Below are 20,583 nucleotides of genomic sequence, written 5' to 3'. Positions count from 1 at the left end.
AAGTACTTGCGAATCCTATTCATGAAAGGACAACACGTCATTCTCTATAAAAGCAGCTTTCTCTACAATTTTCCGCTTATAATTCCTTACTTTTGCATCATCTTTCTCTCCTTGAAGTGCAAAAAAACTATCCCGTGTTTCATCAGAAATTCCCCAGAATTTTTGCATCACCAAGGAAGTATGCATGTAGCTTTCTTCACCATCTTTATAAATTCCAAAATCAAAAAGCTGTTCCTTCACCTGTTCATATAGCTGTGTGCCAACATAAGGAACATTGATATTTATCACATAATTATCAGCCTTTAAGGCTTTAAAAAAAGGTAACATCTCTATATAATCTTGGTCATTGAATCCAGGGCATCCCAGTAAAATATAGGCTGTCCGTTTGATTCCCGCCTCCGCTGCCATGCGGAAAGCTTCCTCGACTTCCGTCAATCTAATTCCTTTATTCACCACTTGCAGCATCCTTTGGTTGGCCATTTCCACACCAAATTTCAAATGCACGCACCCCGACTGCTTCATCTTATCAAGGATATTCTGTCTCACACAAATGTCCACGCGCGCCTCTGCCCACCAGTGAAACTCAGGGTACTCCTCTTTTAGTTCAATCAGCAATCTAAGCATTTCTGAGGTGCGTTTGCCTAAGCCCGGCAGAAAGATCATATCTGAGAAATAAAATCCAAATACATGCATATGTTCAATGCGGTAGCGGATTTCGCTAACAAAACGTTCGGGAGACATAAAGGAGACATTGCAGCCGCGCAGCGAGGGCTGATAACAGAATATACAGCGTTTGGGGCACCCGCGCATAGACATAATGTAGTCCCAGTCTTCCGGCTTATTTTTCTGCGCTAAATATGAATCTGTCAGTATCGGAAGATCGTTTAATTGCTGGGCCCATTTAACAGGCAGCATTCCCCTTGCATTCCCCTCTACTACAGAAACCGCAAGATCCTCGCCTTCTCCAACAATGATCGTATCCAAATCAGCCGTGTCCTTCAGCTTGGCATGTTTAAGCAAATGTCCATAACCAATACAGGTAACCTTATCTCCCCATCTCTTCTTTATCTCTTTTGCAAGGTATGCACAGGACTGAGTACTTCCAAGCTCGACAGTAGGCATTAGAACATCGCCAACACCAATAAACACATAATCAGGCTGAAAGCGCTCTAGCTCATTTATTACCATATCAAAGCTTTCATGCCCCCGAGTACAACGTTCCTGCATAAGCCAGCTGTTCATAGTCATACTGTACCGCTCTGTATAATCATGATCATCTGGAGCATTATCGCCATTAATTAACGTGACTGCATGACCCCTACGATGCAATATCTCCGCTATGTAATGCATAGCAGGACTGATCCTATTGTTTTTCGACTCAATAAGCCGGTAAAACGGGGGAATAACACAGGCTACTCTTTTACTCTGACGATCTGCCATTGATTTCGGCCTCCATTGTTAAATTTTAGTGAAACTGAGGTCTGAATCTGAGACGATGGAAGAACCGACTTTGGCAGCGGAACCGGGAAGTGTTCCAAATCTGGCACCCAAAAAACTGGCAGAGAATTGGGGCATCCAGCCATGCACATTAAAGCAGCCATTTCGGTCAAAACCGGCAATTAACATTCCCGAACGGTCGTATCTCCCTCTTGGAAGCCAAATCCAGTATTCCGAATCCGGGGTATTACCTGTCAAGAATCTCACTCTAGCCACGAAAAGAAGATACCTTTCCAAACTAAAGTTAAGATCCCCGCTGTCTTCCACTAAGTGTGCAACCTCTAGCCCTGTGTGTTTCATTAATGAAGGCGACAGTGCAGCCGATGTTCGAATCCAGCAATCTTCCTGCTCCGTTGCGGCTGTCACAAGTGGATCTTTTAAGGCCCAGCTTGAAATTCTTGTAAGCTCACCAATCTGTTCCCGTGTAATTCCCTTGGGAAAGCACAAAATAATTTCTCCATTTTCTCTCGATGAACGAATCTCTTCGCTTGTAAAAGGACAAGGCGATAGTTCGAATTTTCTGCCAATGATCTGATCTACCCCCATCCCACGATACCAGGATTCAAGCTCCAGACGCAGCATTTCGGGATCATCCGGTGAATGCTCAAGGTTTGCGGTAAACCGTTTGAGATCCGTCCGCTGAAGCACATTTGCGTTTAGCATATTATCTATAAGCTTTAACATTTGGTTCTTAGAGTTCTCCATTTCAATAAACCTCCTATACTTCTAAATCTTGTAGTATTCATTAATTTTTCTGCCTGCTGCAGTTAGCCAGCGATTGGACCGCAATGATGATATGTCTAATGTTTGTGCCGAATTCCCGGCTATTTCTTCACTGATTAGGAGTCCGGCGGCCGGGCTGTGCATAAAACCATGTCCGCTGAATCCTGACGCATGGTAAAACCCTTGGATTTTGTTATCAGCGCCCAGCACCGGATGGGAGTCCGGCGTGTCATCATAATACCCTCCCCAGCAGGATTTGATGGTTGCTTCCTGGAGACGAGGCAGTCGACGAAGAGCAGCTTCCAGATGTTTATATTCCCATTCCGGGTCTGAGTAGCTATAATCCGGATCTTCGCATCCCCCTGCAACAAAGGGCTTATTTAAGCCCGTTAACAGACCGCCTGTCTCCTTATGTAAGCCCAGACCTTCCCCGGGGAACACAATAACGGGAAAATCGGCGGGCAGCCATGGGAGCACATCTGTAACCAACAACTGCTGATGGCAGGGGATTACCGGCAACTCAATTCCGGCTTTAGCAGCCACAAATTTGGACCAGGGGCCCGTAGCATTTACAACAACTCGCGAAGTTATCGCTCCTTCTGACGTTACCACTTGCTGTATCGCGGAACCGTCAGTAATAAAGTCCGTTACAGCGACTCCAGGATAATATTTGACACCCAGCTCTCTGGAGAGCCGAATATACGTGCTTGTAATCTTATTGGGATCGATCAATCCATCCTGCTTATTGTAAGTTGCACCGGTTACATCCTCTAGAACCAGCATCGGCAGCTTCTTTTGAATCTGCTTAGGCTCCATCCATTCCGTTTGCACACCCAACCTTTGCTGCAAAAGCATCGCATCATAAAACTCAGAAAGATTATCTTGTGCCGTGAAAATAAACATATAACCGCACTGGTCCATTTCATCCTGAACAAGGTTATACGAATCAAGCTGCTCCAGCAATCGAAAACTTAACTTGGACAATTCAATATTTATCTCCGTTGTAAACTGACTTCGCATCCCGCCTGCGCAGATAGATGTGGTTGCTCCGCCTAAACTTTCGCTTTTCTCAAGCACTACCACATCGGTTATTCCTTTTTTGGCTAAATAGTAGGCTGTACACGCCCCGACTGCCCCAGATCCAATAATAACAACTTCACATTTATCGGGTATCACCGAGAATTCTCCTTTTCTTCTATTTTGCTGGTTACAGTACTAAACTCTTTCAAAAGCGCTGACAGAAGCGCGCGCTCTTGCACATCGATACTCTCCACTGTGCGTGCAGCGATCCGCAACAGGTTAAGGTCAGGCTCAAGATGATATTTCACCAAAATGTTTCTGAGAATAAGAGTGGTTTCGTATATATCCTCATAGCCTTTCATAATGAAATCAGAAAGGTTATATCCACATTGAGATAAATATCCAAGCCTGTTAACCATGCATTTTTTGTGCTCCCAGAGTAAATGAAACGGACGAACACAATAGAAAATTTCGTTACGCGCCAACCTATCTAAATAGTCTAGCAGCGCTCCATACACCTTCATTCCCCAACACGAACCTCCATCTGTTCCCGGGCAGGTTACCATGGTTTCTGGCTGGCGTGAATAGTAATAATCCGCTAGGCTTGCGATCAGTGTAGTTGGCTCAAAATGCATCTTATCAGCTTCATTTAGCCGGACAGAGCGAATCGAACGCCGTTCGAATGCATGAGCGCGCAGCGATGATATGATCTGATCGGCGGGAAGCTCATGAAACTCGAAGATTTTATCGTAATCCGAGCCAGCAATACTAAATGTATGACTAAGATCATCATAGCCGTAAATCATAAAATTCCTTTCGAAATGAACCTTATTAAAATAGTGCTTACCTTCTATATAAAATTCATCCAAGCTTACTTCGACATACTCCTTCTCGGCCAGACAATCCAAGATCTGTTTTACAGCAACACGTTCAGGACCAAGCCTGATCTCTTTCAAATTCAGATAGGGGAAATGCCCCAAAGATTGCTCGGGTGACAGAAATTCAAGATCCATCACATCCATATTCGCTCCAAGATACAAATGAATATAATGGTTATGCAGCCAATCCATCTTTCTAGAGCAGACTTCTACTACACTGAGCAGATGAGAGCTGTTCATGCTGCTGTTCACCATAGGGTACTTGATCGGCAGGTTAGGCATCTGTGGCACATCCTTCACCATTTTTACTCCAGAGATATGCCGTTAAATCTCCAACCGTAGGAAAATGTCCTGCTACCAAAAGGTAAGGATCAAAGTCCAATTGCAACGCCCGCTCAACTTCAACAATAAATTTGATGTAAGTAAGCGAATCCATTTCCAGATCTGTGAACACACTTTCGGGCTCCAAGGAAATATCACACTTTACAAATAGGCGCAGCAATACCTCCACCCGCTGTTGTATTTGGTCCATCATATCCTCCCCGTCCATCATTTATCTCTGGCCTAATGTTCCTTCGCCTACTTGCAAAATTTCTTCCAACGACATTCCTAATTGAGATAACACTGATTTCGTCAGCTGTCCCTGGGCTGCAGCAGAGGACGGTTCAGCAAGCATGTCCGCCATTCTTGCAATCGTAAATTCGCCTAGGTACAACTCCATAATGGTTATGTTTGTATTGAATCTTTTGTTGACAATACTAACTAGCTTTAGAGCTAATAACGAATGGCCGCCCAGATCAAAAAAATTCTCGGCAATGCCGATCGCACGGCCCTCCAAACTCAACAACTCTTGCCAGATAGATTCTATCTCTTCCTGAAACTCATTTTTAGGAAGTAGAGCGCTGCTCGCTTCTTTAAATCTCACATCAGGCAGCGGAAGCGCCTGGCGATCAACCTTACCATTTCGATTTAACGGAAATCTCTCAAGTCTCATAAAGATGCCAGGAATCATATAGGCCGGCAAATAAGCTCTCGCATAGTTTCGCAGCTCCGCAGCGGCAATCTCTTTATCGCTCACATAATAGGCAATCATAAGCTGCCCCCCGTTATTCTGCTTGAGCGGATGGACAAGAATCTCTTTGATCCGGTTGTAACGGCGAAATACGGCCTCGATTTCACCCAGCTCTATCCGCGCACCGTTGAGCTTGATTTGTTGATCTGTTCTTCCCCCATAAATAATCGTGCCGTCTTCGAGGAATTTGCCCATGTCTCCTGTGCGGTACAGACGTTCAGCAGCAGGATGTCTGGTGTAAGGATTGGGTACAAAACTGCGGTTGGTCAGCTCTTCATTTCCGATGTATCCTAGGCCCACTCCTATTCCACCAATGCATATTTCTCCGTAAACCCCAACGGGAACCGGCAGAAGATATTTATCCAGAATGTAAATTCGGAGATTGGAAATCGGTTTGCCGATCGGAACACTTGAATGGCCTCGGCTCTCCGCACAGTCCCAGCAGGTTACATCAATGGCCGCCTCAGCGGGCCCGTACAAGTTGAACAAATGCGCAGCGGATTTTGAGAAAAAAGAATCACGTAATGTGGTACTCAGCTCTTCTCCACTGCAAATGACATTTTTAAGTGAAATGCAGCTTTCTATTGGAAAGGAGTCCATAAACTGCTGCAGTAACGCCGGAACAAAATGAATCGTCGTAATATGCCTCTCGACAATCACATTCCCAATATATTCAGGATCATGCGGTTTATCCGGTCGGGCTAATACCAATTCCGCTCCATGCAGTAATGGCCACAGCAGCTCCCATACTGCCACATCAAAAGTGAGCGGTGTCTTCTGCAGCACTTTATCGGTCTCATCCAAACCAAACTGCTGCTGCATCCAAAGAAGCCGGTTGTATAATCCCTCATAGCTGTTCATCGCGCCCTTCGGGGTTCCGGTTGAACCGGAAGTATAGATAACATAGGCTAAATCGCTGGGTTCGACCGGCTCATTGTGCACAATTTCACACCTTAAGTCAGCTGAATAAGAGCTAATCCCGACGAGGACCACCTTATGCATCGGTTTAAACAGAGCCGCATATTGTTCCTGGGTGATGATCAGTGCACACGATGACTCACAAATCATATGGGCCAGACGTTTGGAGGGTAGCTGTGGATCAAGCGGCATAAATGCCCCGCCGCATTTAATTACCGCCAGAATTGAGGTGACTAGCTCAACAGATCTCTCCAAGCCCAACCCAACAAGGCTGCCACGCCCGATCCCCAATTGCATCAGCCTCGAAGCAAGCATATCTGAGGCCAGATCAAGCTCCTCATAACTCATGTTGTCTTCTTCGCTCAAAAATACAGCCCGCAGATGACTATGCTTCGCAGCTTGTTTTTTGATCTGGCTTATGAACCTTCGGCTGTCCAGACAGCCGAAATCCGTACAAGTATCATTCCATTCGTAGATCACTTTATTGATTTCTTCCGCGGTCATAAACATGTGGCTGCTAACCATAGCCTCCGGTCGCTGCAGCAGCTGCTGGAGAATGTTAATGTAGTGGTAATGGAATTGCCTCAATGAGGCCGCGTACCATTTATCATTGTTGTATTCGTAAAATAATTGCACTCCGCTTCCGGTATCATTAAGCCCAATCGTCAGGTCAAAGGCCGAAGAGCTTTTATCTGCCTTTAACGCTTCAACAGTTAGGTTGGATAACTCCAAATCCGTTTTGCCGCTCTGCACATAAGTAAACATCGTTTGAAACAGCGGATTTTCCCCTGGCCTGCGATCTGGATGCATAATACTGACCAGCTTGTCGAAAGAGACTTGTTGATAGGCAATGCCCTCATTAATTGTTTCTTTCTCTTTATTCAATACTTCAAAGAAGCTGTCTTCAGTCTGCACATTGGTGGTGAGTGGCAAAGTATTGGCAAAAAAACCGATAAGATTCCTTACTTCAATGCGGTTACGGTTAGCCATGGTTGAGCCGATAATCAGGTTAGACTGACCGGTATATCTAAACATCAGGACCCGGTAGGCTGCGAGCATAACGTTATAGACCGTGAATTCGGGGTGACGTTTTATAAAATCCAGCATTTCATTATAGGCATCCTGCGGCAACTCTCCCCCATAATTGCACTCCGAATCGGTTGGCCCAGCAGCTTCAGGCATTGCCGCAAGGTTTAAATCAAGCCGTGTATCTGCCGAAGCTAACTTGTTGCTCCAATAATCCATTAGTGTTGGATTGCCGGCATTTGCAATATATTTTTGTTCCCAGACAGCATAAGCAGAATACTGTACCGGCAATTCAGGCAAGCGTGCCACCCTGCCTTCTTCCAAAGCGTTGTAGATCTCCCTGAATTCATTTGTAAAAATATCCAGAGACAACGCATCTGAAATGCTGTGATGGAAACGAAATATCAGTAAATGCTCGGTTGGGCTCATCTGCACCAGTACCGTCTCAAATAAAGAGCCTCCATTTAATTCGAACGGTTTATTAATCTCCATTGCCAACCAATCCAACGCCTGTTTCTCCATCTCTGACTCAAGACAATCCAACCGCTCAATCCTGACCGCTGCGGGCTGTGGAACCGTCTTTTGGTAAGGCTCCCCGTCTTTTTCGTAAAATACAGTGTCTAAAATTCGATGCCTTTCCTTCAATATACCCAGACATTCAGTCAAGTGTTTATAATTCAGACAACCCTTCAAGCGGTATTGTTTCGTCATATTGTAAGCGGAGCTGGCAGGGTTCAATTGATGCAAAAACCATAATCTGCGCTGAGCGCCGCTCAGCGGAATATCGGTTAAATCGGAATCAGCACGGATAGGAGGGAGACTTCTATGCATTCGCTCGGCCTGCAGCAGCGCTTCCCAATTTGATAAACCTCGAGTCATACTTCATCCTCCCGATTCTTGGAATTAAAAATCATGCATCAGGAAATTGCCTTATCATTGAGCAACACTTTAAGACAGTTAATAATCGTCAAGGGAGACTCAAAGGTCTCTGGAGTGAGACAGTTGTCTGGAATCTGAACCCGGAAGACCTCCTCCAAATCGTACAGAAGATATAAAGCCCGGAACGAATTAACTCCCCATTCGGTTAAAGTTCTGTTCAAATCAGCAGCCTGCAGCGTCTCTTTCTGCTCTACTAAGGGTAAGGCTCCATTTTTGCGGATTAGTTCCATCACTGTCGCTTGGATATATTCCTCATCTCTGTTCATAACGGTCAAATCCCCTCGTTTCCCGTATTATTTTTCGATTAAGAAATTGCCGACCGCCAGCGCATCCATAGCGGAGGTATAGAAGGTTTTGATGGCGTCGTATGGAGTCTCACACACCGGTTCTCCTCGTGTGTTAAGCGATGTGTTCATTATCAGCGGAATTCCAGACAACTTATAATGCTCGGCAATAAGCTGATGCCAGACCGGATTCACCTCGCTTCGAACCGTTTGCGGTCTGGTAGATCCATCTACATGCACGATGGCAGGAACAGCCTGCCTTCTCTCTTCTTTGACTGTGTAGGCTTTCAGCATATACGGCGAATACTGCGCCTCCTCCACCAACCAATCCGCATGTTCATCCATAATACTTGGCGCCAGCGGTCTCCAGGATTCTCTGAATTTGATTTTTTGATTGACTTTTACATATGAATCATAACTTGCAGGACTGGCTGTTATGGAACGATTGCCCAATGCCCTTGGCCCCATCTCGGCTGCGCCTTGGAACCAGCCAATGACTTTACCTCTATCAATCAGTTCTGCCGTCTGCCGGCAAATATCGGATGAATAGTTATACTTCAAACCAAGCTTGTTTAATACCTCCGATATATGGTTGTCATCATAGGAAATTCCCCAGTAAGGAGTCTTCAGTCTGCCCTTTACAGGGAGAACGGAACGTTCTTTAGAGGCAATCATGGCAGCTCCGATACAGCCCCCAGCATCATTGGTTGCCGGTAATACGAAGATTTCATCGAAAATTCCGAGGCGTTCCAGCCTTCCATTCGTCGTACAATTGAGAGCAACACCTCCGCCTATCACCAAATTTTTACTGTTGCCTTGCCGGATGGTCTGCTGGCAAAGATGCACAATAGTGTCTTCCAGCGCCTGCTGCGCCGATGCGGCAATATCTTTGTGCTTCTTGCTGTATTCGACCGTATAATTGAGCCCGCCATACAGTGTATTATTGCTATAGATACGCTTTGGAGGATCACCGAATTTACGATACATTTCCTTCATCCATATTCGGGTCAGCTTGTTATACTTATCCTCCAAACCAAGCGAACTATCAGGTTCTCCGATAGGAATCTCGTACCCGTCTTCCGTCAACCGTACAGAAAAGTCATAGACTGACTCTCCATAAGAGGCTAATCCCATCAGCTTTCCTTCTCCCGATGCTCCAAGCTGTAAATAATCACTGACGATGGAATAAAAAAATCCAAGCGATTGTGAAATCCCGTATTCTTGCTTAACCTCAATATGCTCATTCTTCCCATAGGCTACTGTGGTTGAAATATCGTCACCTTGTCCGTCCATGACCAAAATCACCGCATCATCGAACCCGGATAAATAGTAGGCACTTGCCGCATGGCATAAATGGTGGCTGACCGAAATGATAGTGGGCATTTTTTTGCCTGATAATACCGGGTGCTTCTTGAATTTCTCCAATATCCCCAATTCTTCCGCTTTTTGCGGGTCCCATGATAAAGCAATCAGATCGATATCTTCAAAAGCAACGCCCGCTTGTGACAGACAATTGAGGAGCGACAAAACCGGGGGCTCTCCGTAAGCATGTTTTTTTCGGCAAAAACGCTCCTCCTCAGCATAGGCCACCAAAACGCCATCATGAACCAAACATGCCGCTGAATCATGTCCTAGCCCACCGCTTAAACCAAGAATTAACACGTATACTCCCCCTCTAAGTTTTGTTGATATTGATTGAGAAGCTGATTTACAATTCGACCTGTTTTGGAATTCTTGATTTCCGCGATGTTCTCTGGTGTGCTTTCACCCAAGACTTGTCCCCCCTCAAGGCCTCCCTCCGGCCCCATGTCAATAATCCAGTCCGCCATGACTAAGACATCGGTATTATGTTCTATCACAACGACAGAATTACCCGAGTCGACCAACTGCCCAAGCATATCAATCAGCTTAATCACATCATGCGGATGCAGGCCTGTTGTTGGTTCATCAAGCAAGTACAAGGTGTGGTGTCTACTGCTTTTGGAGAGCTCTCTGGCCAACTTTACCCGTTGTGCCTCCCCGCCGGACAAAGTGGTTGCCGGCTGGCCCAGAATTAAATAATCCAGTCCAATACGGCACATCACATCCAGCTTGTTATATACGGATGGTTCATCCGCGAACAGTTCCATCCCTTCTTTTACAGAGCAAGCCAATACATCTGAAATGCTATGGTTTTTATACTTTACATCCAGAATCTCCGGCTTAAATCGTTTGGTCCGGCATACAGGACATGGGGTCTCAACCGACGGTAGGAATTGCAAATTCACTTGCACAAGCCCTGCTCCCTGACAGCGTTCGCATCGGCCGCCGGGGACGTTGCAAGAAAAGTGTTTGGCCTGGAGATTACGCATTTTCGCTTCAGGCAGTGCAGCAAAAATATTCCTTATCGCCGTGTACACATCTGTGTAAGTTGCCGCGTTTGATCTTGCAGTCTGACCGATAGGGGATTGATCAAAGCTAATGACCTTATGCACATTCTCCCAGCCCTTAACATCTGCATAGGCATCAGTCTCGGTGCTTTGGGTAAAATGAAGCTGTGCGGATCGAGCCAGGACGTCGAACATAAGAGTCGATTTCCCCGACCCTGATACCCCGGTCAGCACAACGAGCTTGCCCAACGGGATATTCACACTTACATCCTTAAGGTTATGGCGATTGGCATTTGTAATCTCAATGCATTTCCCGTTCCCTCTGCGGCGCTGTTCAGGAAGAACCACCGTATCTTTACCAGCGAAATACTGCCCGGTCCATGATCTGCTGCACTGAATCAGCTGCTGCACGGAGCCAGCCGCAACCACTTCTCCCCCTTGCTTGCCCGCACCCGGTCCGATATCAATAAGGTAATCGGCCGCCCGCATAACATCCGGGTCATGCTCGATAACTAGAACCGTATTTCCAAGATCACGCAACTGCCGGAGCACCCGGAGCAGACCTTCGGTATCTATCGGGTGAAGGCCAATTGTCGGTTCATCGAGAATATATAAAACTCCTGTTAAGCTAGCTCCGATTAATGAGACGAGCTTAAGCCTCTGCATTTCTCCCAGAGATAAAGAAACGGTGGAGCGGTCCAAGCTTAAGTAGCCGACACCCACTTCAATCAAGCGAGCCAGCTTTTTTTCCATTTCGGAAACGATGTTCATAAGCGGATCCTGACTTCCCCCTAGCTGTTGAGCGGACACTTTACGCAACCAGCCAAGCAAATGGAAGAGCGGCATTGCAGATGCTTCGGTGATACTTTTCCCGGCTAGCGTAACCGCTCGACTGTCTGCGTTCAGCTTCGTACCGTGACAATCCGAACACTCTTGCAGATGAAAGAATTTTTCAATCTTCTCTCGATAGTCCGATTCGTGTCCACGTTCCTTGTATCTGCGTTCCAGGTTGGTCAGAATCCCCTCGAATCTTCCCTCTGCAGCATAAGTTGGAGGGGTCTTCCCAGGAAAATGCCTGATAAATCGCTGGCTGTATACACCGAAATACAGCAGATCCCGTTCGACCGTGCCCAAATCTCTCAAGGGTTTATCAGGATCAAACACAAATCCGTAATAGTTACCGGCTGCAACCAAATTATCGGCCATTAACTGTGCTCCATGAGGATTGCTCCCCTTAAGTGCACACTGCTTCAAGCTGAGGCTGTCATTGAAAATTTCTTGTAAATTCGGTTTTCGTTCAACCCCCAAGCCCATACAAACCGGACATGCGCCTTCAGGTTTATTGAAAGAGAAATGGGACATGGTCAATGCTCTAAGCTCATGGCTGCACTCTGGGCACACGGCTTTGCCCTCATCGGAATAGGACATAGGAAGATCATGAATCTCTGTTTCGATCGACTCATAGTTTTCCTGCCAGATGTCAGCACTACTTGAACCCTTGACTTGGCTTCCGCAATTAGGACAAGCTCTTTCTCCGCTTTTGGTAAACAATATACGAAGCAAGGTGTACAAATCCGTTGTAGTTCCAACGGTTGACCGGGGATTTCGGTTAGTGTGACGCTGGTCAATACAGATGGAAGGCGACAACCCTTCAATAGAATCAACCTTAGGTTTGTGGATAAAATCACTTATCATACCGAGCGAATCCATGTATTGCCTCTGACATTCCTGCTGCAAGGTATTCATGGCAAGCGTTGATTTGCCGGAACCAGACAATCCAGTTAACACCACTAGTTTGTTTCGGGGGATAGACAGAGATATATTTTTCAGATTGTTTTCTCTCGCACCTTGAATTTTAATCCAGTCATTCAATGTGATCGGCTCCTTCATGAGACATCGTCATATGCTGCCGTATGAATGTTATCCATTCGGTCTTCGCTTCAGAAATGTTCATCAGCTCACTGAAGCATGATTCATGGTTAAAAGCTACTAACAGATTTCCTTGCATCTTTGATGCTGGTTTTCGTTTTTTGCCGCTCCATATTTCTCCTTCAAAAAAACAATAGCTATCTTCATCAGTTATACAAACCCCGCCTTGAGACTGGTGGCTTTGATTTAACCAGACATACACCAACACTGTAAGGGAAGCCGGATCGGCGGTACCGTGACGTATTACTTGGTCTGCAGTCATCAGTCGGTCGTGTTCCCGAAATATGGATTTCTTCTTCAATAAATCCACATACTCAAAAAAATGCTGTTTCGTATTATAATCGCTCAGAAACTGACGAATAAGCGGACTATTCATAGATGCCAGAACATAAGCCTGCGGTTTTGTTACTAATAGTGTCTGATAAGCATATTTGGCGTACGTATATACAGAATCCGGCAGATTGCAGCTGTATCTCAGCATCGTTTGACGCAGCAACCGATGAAGTTGCAGCGGGTCAGCGCATTCTTTTAAACTGGGCATTGGGCATTCATCCATATAGCTAATTCCCGTTGTTAGCGGACGTGAGAATTTAAACACAATGCCATCCTTGAACCAGTTATTTAATCGCTCCACCGTCCGGCCTGATAAATTCGAACTTCCGGCAGCAGACCAATACTCCCTCTCATTGAACAGCTTGCTGATTTCGGTCTGATAATAGTAAGTACCTGCATTTAATTTAACAATCCGGTCTGTGAAAAACAGGTATGCCTCTCCAGTGATGGAGACGAGCAAACAATCGTAATTAACTAAACGGAGCTGGACGATATCCGAAGCCGCCAAGCCGCATAATCGGAGCACCGCAAAATAAAATGACATAAGCGGCGTACAATTAGCGGTTAATGGAAAGTGATCTTCAGCCAAGGTCAACAGTTCATCATAACTAAACGTTGGAGCAGTAAATTTGCTTGACCAGCTGCTGTTACGATCAGGCCGCTCAATCTGGAAATTGATATTTTCACTTGCAAAATGATATAAGGACTTCAGCGTCCCTAGAGCGGTTGGCTGAAACAGCAATGCTGCCAGATCAGCTACGCGCAAAGACAGCATATTGGATAGAATGGCCGCACATTCCAATTCAGAGTGCACTTCCCGGGAACGTATATTTCGTGGAATTGCCCGAGCGTATAAATTCGCCGGCAGAGGATCGTTGCTGTTTCTAACAATCTCCAATTCCGCTTCATTGGTCCACCAGAAGAGATCAGTCATGGAATAAGTATCGTAATGAATTAGATCGGCTTCGGCCGAACCAAACGGTAGCCAGCTTTTCTCGATCGTTACAACCTTCCATTCTTTTTTGTCTTCAACATAGCGCATAGTATAAATATGCTCATCCTTTAGCTGGTCAAACTGTTCATAAGTAAAGGTCAAAGTACAAGCAGCAACAATTTCAGCAAGACTTATTCTGACATTTCGTACGTTAAATTCTATGCAAGTCGGAACTGTTTTTTGTAAATACCCATGGAACCATGCCCGCTGTGATTCAGCTTCCATTTCATCTTCGAAATACTGGGTCTCCAGCCAAAGTTCAATATCTCCTGTTGTTAAAGCACGATGAAGACAGTCGAGCAATGTAACGGAAATGGCGGATGTATCCAATGTCTTTTCCACACTCTTCACCTCACCTTGCTGACATTTCGGATTGCAGCATATTCTCCAGATACAGTTCGAATTTTTCAGGCTGGGCCTCCGTTATAAATTCCTGCGCGGCAGCTTTAGAGGCTGCAGAAATGGATTCGTAGAGTGTCCTGTCCGTCAGCAGCCGTTGCAAAGTCTCCACCCATATGGCAGTATCCTGTTCGGGAATAACCGGCATTGTATGTCCTGTTGCTTCATCCTTGTAAGTTTCCGTAATCGGCGTCACCGGAAGATTATAGTCAACCTTGCATTTCGATTGCATGAGGCCGCCTTGGTCGCTTGCAATAACAGGAATACCTCTTAGCATCGCTTCAACTACTGTCTGCCCAAAAGCTTCAGCGCAGATGGAAGGATGAAGCCACACTCGTACCTGTTCAAAAATCAAATTCATCTCGCGCTCCGGTTCAAGCAGTGTCACATTAGGCAGAGCACGTAAAGCGGATTGTTCCTCCTGCTTCAAATCGCCCCATGTAATTACCGCAGCAAAAGGATAGTCCGGAAAAGCTTGAGCCAGCTTCAGAAAAATGGATAAACCCTTTATCTCTGTAGGGTTGCATATCGCGATGTATCCTCTGTTGAAATTATGAAAGGTTGGAAAAATACCATCCCCATAAATTGGGAAACGTAGCGAAACAGCATTGGTATAACCACCCCATTCGGTGATATTATGAGCTACGAAATCACTGTCACCAATAAAGCCGGAGACCTGGGCAAGTTCCTGTCGGAGCAGCGGATTTTCGATCCAGCTATGCGGCCCAAAAGGGAGAGTGATCACATCATGACAAATCACAACCAATTTTGTTGCGCTTCCAGCCACGAGCTTTATTCCCGCAGCAACCATGGTGTGGTAAGCCATATTCACAAGAACCACGTCCGGATTGCCTTTTTTCATCAAATCCCCTGCTGTTCTGTATAACAGCATAACACTCGTGGTGAAATGGCATTCTACACCATTTACTGTCCCCTGAAGACTATGCGCGGAACGAATAATATTGTTTACCCCATGCTCCTGCAGCTGTTCCTCCACCTGTAACAGAGAATCTTCCTGGTCTACCAGATGGACTACTCTACATTGATGTCCCCTGGCAGCCAGGGACTCGAATACTGCACGGTTAGCCTTGACGGCCCCTTGATAATAGGCAAAATAAGCACCTTCAGAAAGAAACAAAAGATTCATCGTCAGCTGCTCACCCTTTCCGACTGTCCCTCAATATATGCCGTCAATTTTCCGGTATCATTTAATAGTTCCAGTGCCAGGTCATCATCTTCAATGACGATTCCAAGCTGTTGTTCAATCTTAACGATAATCTGCAAAGCAATCAGTGAATCCATATGGAACGCTTCAAGTAAATCCGCTTGCGCATCCAGTTCCTCCATTGTAACCTCCTTGCTCAAGACCTCTGAAAAAATAGCGGCCAGCTTACCCAGAATCTCCTTGTTCTGCATGCGTATATCTCCTCTCAGAAAACCTTTGGTTGCCGCTCTGCCGTATCTTGTACCAGCTGCTGCAGCATGTTTAAGCTCTTGGTCCGGGCGGAAGGATCAGGAAACGAAAGGACTTCAACGGCAAATTGATCACAATACCCGCATACCGCACAATCCAGTGACCGGCAATCGACTTCTTTGAAAAAATCAATAAAACCTTGCAGCTTAGAATTGTCAATATAAACATCCAATAAGGTCAGGGCACGGATGCTCTGGCGGCTCTGCTGCGTTTGCCGGGAAAAAAACGCCTTTTCTCGTGTAACCGCACCGGCCGTTCTGCGATGGTTGGTGTGAACGATGTTCAAAATATCAGCCAAGTTCCCCGGATACTGCCTATCATGATAGGCTTTTGCCGCCTGCAGCAGCCAGGCAGTAGATTTTGACCGGTCCGTCAGCTTAAAACGGTGTATGCCTATCTTCTCATATTCCGCCAAATCCTCCGGCCTGATCCAGCGCGCCTTCATGATATTCCCTGGATCATTAAATTTCTCGTAAGTGCATTTGACGGAGCAATAATCCATAAAGCTTTGGTTATCCGTTCCACGGTTGGATGAGCCATGGCTCATTACATTGTCATGATAGACCTGCATTGGACATTCATAGAGACAGGTCTGATTGACAATGACCTGGATTTCACATTCAACGCTGTTCTGTATACGTTCAAGCAGCCTGAAATCTCTGGCTATGTTTTCTCTTACTGTGATCTCTTTGACGCCCATTGAATCAAAGTATTTTGCCCGTTCCACACTTTCGACCACCGCAAAGGAGGACAAGCTCACTTTGATCTCAGGATGTCTTCTCCTGCAAATGTCCACAAGCAGCTGATTGGCTAAGGTGATCCAGTCCACACCTATTTCAGCGGCCCAATCCATTTGATCTACAATTTGTCGGTAGCCTTCATCCTCATATTCCCTGTTGCCGAGACAGGAACTGTTCATCAAATAGTTAAACTCTTTGTTGTACATATGGGCCCGCTTAACCGCTTGTTCAATATCGCTCCGCGTACTTATCGGCATTGCCGCAGCCGATCTTCCGCTTCCACAGCCCTCCTGAGAAGAACCACCGAAGAAGCAGCTGATATATTCGTATCCGCCCAGCTCGTCAATAAGCTGGATATCGCCGTTATATGGAACAGATATCTTCATAAATTACACCTGCCAGCTATTTTTTTGTGCCAGTGCGATCAATGCAGCACAGCAATTCTCAGTTCCGCTTAAAGTCCTCAGCTTGGACTTATAATGCCCGCGAAGCTCAGCCAAATTATCGTTCAACGCTGTCTCAACAATCTTACGGATACGGCTTGGTCTGAATGCTTGAACGGGTAGCTTATAAGTGAGACCAAGATTTTGGAGCTGCGTACAATTATAGTCCCGTTCAAAATGTTGACCGGGAACGGTTATGCTCGGAAGTCCATGAAGCATTGTCGTAAGCATAGTATCTTGTCCGCCATGAAAGATTACCAGAGCTGCTTCCGGCATAATTTCAGCAGCCGGGATAAACCAATGGAATTGAATATTGTCGGTATGGTCAGGAAGCACCTTAAGCTCATAATGAAATCCGCATAAACAGGCAACACGGTAGGGTTGCTTGTCAAAGATCTCTTTGACCAGCTCAATATAAATTAAAGGGGGAATGGCACTAACGCTTAAATAAATAAAAATTAGCGGCTTGCCCTGCCAGTCCGGATGCCACTGCAGATTTGAAGATTGTCTTGCCTCCAAATCCAGAATGTAACCGGCGAAATCGCACTCCTTAAACGCAGCCAGCTCCGGCTCCAGTTCCGGTAGTGTCGGTGCCATTTTAATTGTTGCTCTTGAAAATAATAATTCAGCCAGATTGGAAACAGAATCCAGTGAATAATCCGCCAACACCTCATTAAAAGCGGCGATAGCTTTGGCAGATCCCGGATACTGTAGGTTGGCCGGGAAGGCTGGATGGCTTGGCCAGCTCGCAATCATCAAAGCGGGAATCTGGGCCACGGCAGCTGAAATGGAAGCACTCGGACGAGACTCGGCAAATATGGCGTTGGGTTTAAAAGCCTGTATCGCCTTCAGTTCAGCCTCAACCGCTTGACGAATAAAGCCCGATTCTGCCATCCCTGTCCACTCTACATAATCGGCAGCACTGCGAACATCTCCGGAATTCCCTGAAGGAAGCGGAATCGGATAGTCATAAACCTGAAAGCCGTTGGCTCGGACAAAGTCAGCAAGCTTGCCGCCAATCACAAAGCTGACCGTGCAACCTTGGCTTTGCAGAACCTTGGCAATGCCCAGCGTTTTGCTCACTGATCCTACAGAACCGGAGCTAGGGGGGCTTGGAAGAAGCATAATTCTTGGCGGACTCACAAACTATTCACCTCGCTTCTATTGGACATTTCTTCGATTAAATAAGGAATCGCATGGGCGTAAGTAGGGTATGCCAGCCGTACATCGGCATTCTTTTTTATCTTTTCGTTTCCCATACGTACGGAAAGGGCGCGTAAACCATGTATACTTAGTCTGATACGATCAGTGACAGCCTCAGGAGAAATCCATTGTATTTCAGACAGTTGAGCATATTTCCGAACCTCTTTTATCAATTCCTCCTGTGTTAGAGGAAGATCATCACTCACGTTATAAATCTCTTGAACAGCAAGATTACTCCAGGCCAACTGCATCATTGAAATAACATCATCAATATGCACTTTAGATGAATAACTGCGCCCGTTCCCCAGCATCTGAGTGCAGCGCATTAATTGCCGGATATAATTATGCTCAAGCGGGCCGTACACTTCAGCGATCCTGAGAATTATATAAGAAAATTTCGCATGGGTGCAGTATTGCTGGACCAGCCGCTCCATTTCGAGTGTAATTCTTCCAAATGGATGAACGGGATGGCACAGTGCAGATTCATCGGCCACACAAACGTTGTCGCTTCCATATACAGCCCCATTGCTTGCCACAATGAACTTGCCATACGTTCCGCTGCGCAAAAGTTGGTCCAGCAGATTCCGCGTCCCCTCTACATACAGCTGCCTCATCCGGGACACAGAACCAGAATGTTTGCCGGCAAGATGATAGACGACATCAATATCCTCCCCTATGCCATCCATCGTTTCAGGGTTCAGAACGTCGCCTACCCACAGTTCCATACCCAATTCTGCAAGTGTTTCGCCAACGCCTTTTTCCTTCGGCAATACAAGCCCTCTGACAGCATGTCCCTGTTCCAGTAAACTGCTTGTTAACCTGCTCCCGATAAAACCGCTGCAACCTGTCACAAGAAACCTCATGGCGTCAGGATGTGACTGGCTGCTTGATTCTGATTTCTCAGCTTCTTCCCATAGCGACCCTTGGGAATGTTATCCGTCCACTTGATTACTCTCGGCACCTTATATGCCGCAAGTCTCGCTGAACAGAATCTGATAATATCATCGGCTGATACCTGGGCATCCAGCGGCACGATCTCCGCAATCAGCTTGCTGCCATAGTATTTATCGGAAACACCATATACAAGTGCTTCTTTAATGCCGTTATGGAGCAGCAGGACTTGTTCAATCTCTGCCGGATTTACCAAATGTCCGCCGACATTGATGTTATCAGAAAGCCGCCCCGACAAATACAGATACCCAGCCTCATCCAACCTTCCCAGATCACCCGTACGTACCCAACCCTGTTGAAAGACCTCTGCCTGCAACTCGGGCTGCCCGTAATACCCGCACGATATATGAGCGCCGCTGACCCATATCTCTCCTTCCTCTCCATGAGCAACCTCGTGCCCCTCCGGGTCAAGCAGCCGAATAGAAACTCCCAGATGTGGCTGTCCCACCGAATCTCTGATCAGTTCTTGCTCATTTGAAGGATTATAGGCAATTGCCCCACCTTCGGATGAACAGAACAATGAACGGATAGACTTGCCCGACAGCTTATAAAAGTCCTTAAAAGTCGCTGCGTCCAGATGAGCAGAGCAGCTGATGCACAGTCTCACTTTATCCCAAGCTACACTTGACGATGACACGACTGACTCATTAAGCAAGGCATACATATAGGGAACCGCAAAAAGAATCGTTACCTCTTTGCGATTGATCTGCTCGCAAATTCTAGCAGGCATTGTTCCCTTCGACATGATTAATGTAGCACCGGCACAGAGGGCCGGTAGGACTACAGTGGTTAGCGTCGCGGGCAGCCACGGCGAAATCGGTGTGAACAGCTTGTCGTTTGCAGTAATTTCAAGCCCTCTACAGATGGCCATTACATTATTGTAGATGGCCCGATGGCTAAACTGTACGCATTTAGGCGGTCCAGTCGTTCCTGAGGTATAAAAATTCAAAGCAATATCTTCATCAGACTGCTTATCTGCCTGTAAAAAAAGCGTTGCAGTCCTAAAAATAAACATCGGTACTCTGAGTACGAGCTCAAGCTGACTGCTGCCCTCCGAATCAATTGGATCGCAAATTAAATACTGACAATGGCTTGACGAGTGCATTCTCTCCAGTTCCGGTAAGTTCTTCACAGGTTCAAATGGGATCGGAACGGCTCCCGTATGCCAGCATGCAAGCCACAGCATGATAAAAGCAGATTTGTCTGCAACGGCTAAGGCAACTCTGTGCCCGGGCCGGATCCCCGCGAGATCCAGCTTCTCACTACTGTGCTCCAGTTCCTGCCGTAGCTCTTCATAAGTGATCGTTGATCCTTCATAATCAATGGCCGTAAGCCCTGGATTATTCGAGCAATTGAAATAAATCAAATCCAATATGGAAGAAGTGTTCACT

16 protein-coding genes are annotated in these 20,583 nt (G+C 46.2%); all 16 read right to left on the bottom strand.

The features are described 5' to 3' along the window. Positions 1-15: 15 nt before the first annotated feature. Genes NSQ66_RS11685 through NSQ66_RS11610 form a run of 16 tightly spaced genes read right to left on the bottom strand, consistent with a single transcriptional unit; the run spans position 16 to position 20,582 of the window. A complete protein-coding gene (locus tag NSQ66_RS11685) occupies positions 16-1,440 on the bottom strand; it encodes a radical SAM protein (protein WP_076141734.1) in 1,425 nt (474 codons plus the stop codon). A gap of 18 nt (positions 1,441-1,458) precedes the next feature. Next, positions 1,459-2,202 carry a hypothetical protein gene (locus tag NSQ66_RS11680; RefSeq protein WP_036685943.1) on the bottom strand — a complete coding sequence of 248 codons (744 nt, stop codon included), beginning with the start codon at positions 2,200-2,202 and terminating at the stop codon, positions 1,459-1,461. Positions 2,203-2,223: 21 nt separating this feature from the next. Further along, on the bottom strand, positions 2,224-3,396 hold the full coding sequence (locus tag NSQ66_RS11675) for an FAD-binding oxidoreductase (protein ID WP_036685941.1): 1,173 nt from the start codon (positions 3,394-3,396) through the stop codon (positions 2,224-2,226). Then, positions 3,393-4,421: a hypothetical protein gene (locus tag NSQ66_RS11670; protein WP_141240356.1), complete on the bottom strand. Its 1,029-nt coding sequence runs from the start codon at positions 4,419-4,421 to the stop codon at positions 3,393-3,395. The genes NSQ66_RS11675 and NSQ66_RS11670 overlap by 4 nt, the downstream gene beginning before the upstream one ends. After that, the gene (locus NSQ66_RS11665) at positions 4,393-4,653 is read right to left on the bottom strand and encodes an acyl carrier protein (RefSeq protein ID WP_162164283.1); all 261 of its coding nucleotides are present in this window, start codon (positions 4,651-4,653) and stop codon (positions 4,393-4,395) included. The genes NSQ66_RS11670 and NSQ66_RS11665 overlap by 29 nt, the downstream gene beginning before the upstream one ends. Before the next feature lie 18 nt (positions 4,654-4,671). Beyond that, a complete protein-coding gene (locus NSQ66_RS11660; RefSeq protein WP_076141735.1) occupies positions 4,672-8,013 on the bottom strand; it encodes a non-ribosomal peptide synthetase in 3,342 nt (1,113 codons plus the stop codon). A gap of 38 nt (positions 8,014-8,051) precedes the next feature. Beyond that, positions 8,052-8,339, bottom strand: a complete 288-nt coding sequence (locus NSQ66_RS11655) for a hypothetical protein (protein ID WP_076141736.1) — start codon at positions 8,337-8,339, stop codon at positions 8,052-8,054. 27 nt (positions 8,340-8,366) lie between these two features. Then, positions 8,367-10,019 carry a carbamoyltransferase C-terminal domain-containing protein gene (locus NSQ66_RS11650; protein ID WP_036685931.1) on the bottom strand — a complete coding sequence of 551 codons (1,653 nt, stop codon included), beginning with the start codon at positions 10,017-10,019 and terminating at the stop codon, positions 8,367-8,369. Continuing rightward, entirely contained in the window at positions 10,013-12,616 is a 2,604-nt protein-coding gene (uvrA, locus tag NSQ66_RS11645; RefSeq protein WP_339279693.1) for an excinuclease ABC subunit UvrA, read from the bottom strand. Before uvrA ends, NSQ66_RS11650 begins: the two co-directional genes overlap by 7 nt. Beyond that, a complete protein-coding gene (locus tag NSQ66_RS11640) occupies positions 12,591-14,333 on the bottom strand; it encodes a hypothetical protein (RefSeq protein ID WP_076141738.1) in 1,743 nt (580 codons plus the stop codon). The genes uvrA and NSQ66_RS11640 overlap by 26 nt, the downstream gene beginning before the upstream one ends. 1 nt (position 14,334) lies before the next feature. Beyond that, positions 14,335-15,528 carry a glycosyltransferase gene (locus NSQ66_RS11635; protein WP_076141739.1) on the bottom strand — a complete coding sequence of 398 codons (1,194 nt, stop codon included), beginning with the start codon at positions 15,526-15,528 and terminating at the stop codon, positions 14,335-14,337. A gap of 2 nt (positions 15,529-15,530) precedes the next feature. Beyond that, entirely contained in the window at positions 15,531-15,797 is a 267-nt protein-coding gene (locus NSQ66_RS11630; RefSeq protein WP_036685924.1) for an acyl carrier protein, read from the bottom strand. Positions 15,798-15,811: 14 nt separating this feature from the next. Then, positions 15,812-16,981, bottom strand: coding sequence for a peptidase U32 family protein (locus NSQ66_RS11625; RefSeq protein WP_038570123.1), 1,170 nt, complete (start codon positions 16,979-16,981; stop codon positions 15,812-15,814). Positions 16,982-16,984: 3 nt separating this feature from the next. Then, complete coding sequence (locus NSQ66_RS11620; RefSeq protein ID WP_076141740.1) at positions 16,985-18,181, bottom strand: nucleotide disphospho-sugar-binding domain-containing protein; 1,197 nt, start codon at positions 18,179-18,181, stop codon at positions 16,985-16,987. Further along, entirely contained in the window at positions 18,178-19,104 is a 927-nt protein-coding gene (locus NSQ66_RS11615; RefSeq protein ID WP_076100699.1) for an NAD(P)-dependent oxidoreductase, read from the bottom strand. Before NSQ66_RS11615 ends, NSQ66_RS11620 begins: the two co-directional genes overlap by 4 nt. Next, positions 19,101-20,582, bottom strand: a complete 1,482-nt coding sequence (locus NSQ66_RS11610; RefSeq protein ID WP_076141741.1) for a class I adenylate-forming enzyme family protein — start codon at positions 20,580-20,582, stop codon at positions 19,101-19,103. Before NSQ66_RS11610 ends, NSQ66_RS11615 begins: the two co-directional genes overlap by 4 nt. Between the last annotated feature and the right edge of the window lies 1 nt (position 20,583).

The organism is Paenibacillus sp. FSL H3-0329, from assembly GCF_037963285.1.
GTDB lineage: Bacteria > Bacillota > Bacilli > Paenibacillales > Paenibacillaceae > Paenibacillus_AQ > Paenibacillus_AQ odorifer.
This window is presented reverse-complemented; position numbering and strand designations above follow the sequence as displayed.

Bases quoted from the DNA above. Each gene is read 5' to 3' on its own strand.
- NSQ66_RS11685 (WP_076141734.1), bottom strand. From the start codon at position 1,440: ATGGCAGATCGTCAGAGTAAAAGAGTAGCCTGTGTTATTCCCCCGTTT.
- NSQ66_RS11655 (WP_076141736.1), bottom strand. From the start codon at position 8,339: ATGAACAGAGATGAGGAATATATCCAAGCGACAGTGATGGAACTAATC.
- NSQ66_RS11665 (WP_162164283.1), bottom strand. From the start codon at position 4,653: ATGATGGACCAAATACAACAGCGGGTGGAGGTATTGCTGCGCCTATTT.
- NSQ66_RS11670 (WP_141240356.1), bottom strand. From the start codon at position 4,421: ATGGTGAAGGATGTGCCACAGATGCCTAACCTGCCGATCAAGTACCCT.
- uvrA (WP_339279693.1), bottom strand. From the start codon at position 12,616: ATGAAGGAGCCGATCACATTGAATGACTGGATTAAAATTCAAGGTGCG.
- NSQ66_RS11660 (WP_076141735.1), bottom strand. From the start codon at position 8,013: ATGACTCGAGGTTTATCAAATTGGGAAGCGCTGCTGCAGGCCGAGCGA.
- NSQ66_RS11625 (WP_038570123.1), bottom strand. From the start codon at position 16,981: ATGAAGATATCTGTTCCATATAACGGCGATATCCAGCTTATTGACGAG.
- NSQ66_RS11615 (WP_076100699.1), bottom strand. From the start codon at position 19,104: ATGAGGTTTCTTGTGACAGGTTGCAGCGGTTTTATCGGGAGCAGGTTA.
- NSQ66_RS11635 (WP_076141739.1), bottom strand. From the start codon at position 15,528: ATGAATCTTTTGTTTCTTTCTGAAGGTGCTTATTTTGCCTATTATCAA.
- NSQ66_RS11630 (WP_036685924.1), bottom strand. From the start codon at position 15,797: ATGCAGAACAAGGAGATTCTGGGTAAGCTGGCCGCTATTTTTTCAGAG.
- NSQ66_RS11680 (WP_036685943.1), bottom strand. From the start codon at position 2,202: ATGGAGAACTCTAAGAACCAAATGTTAAAGCTTATAGATAATATGCTA.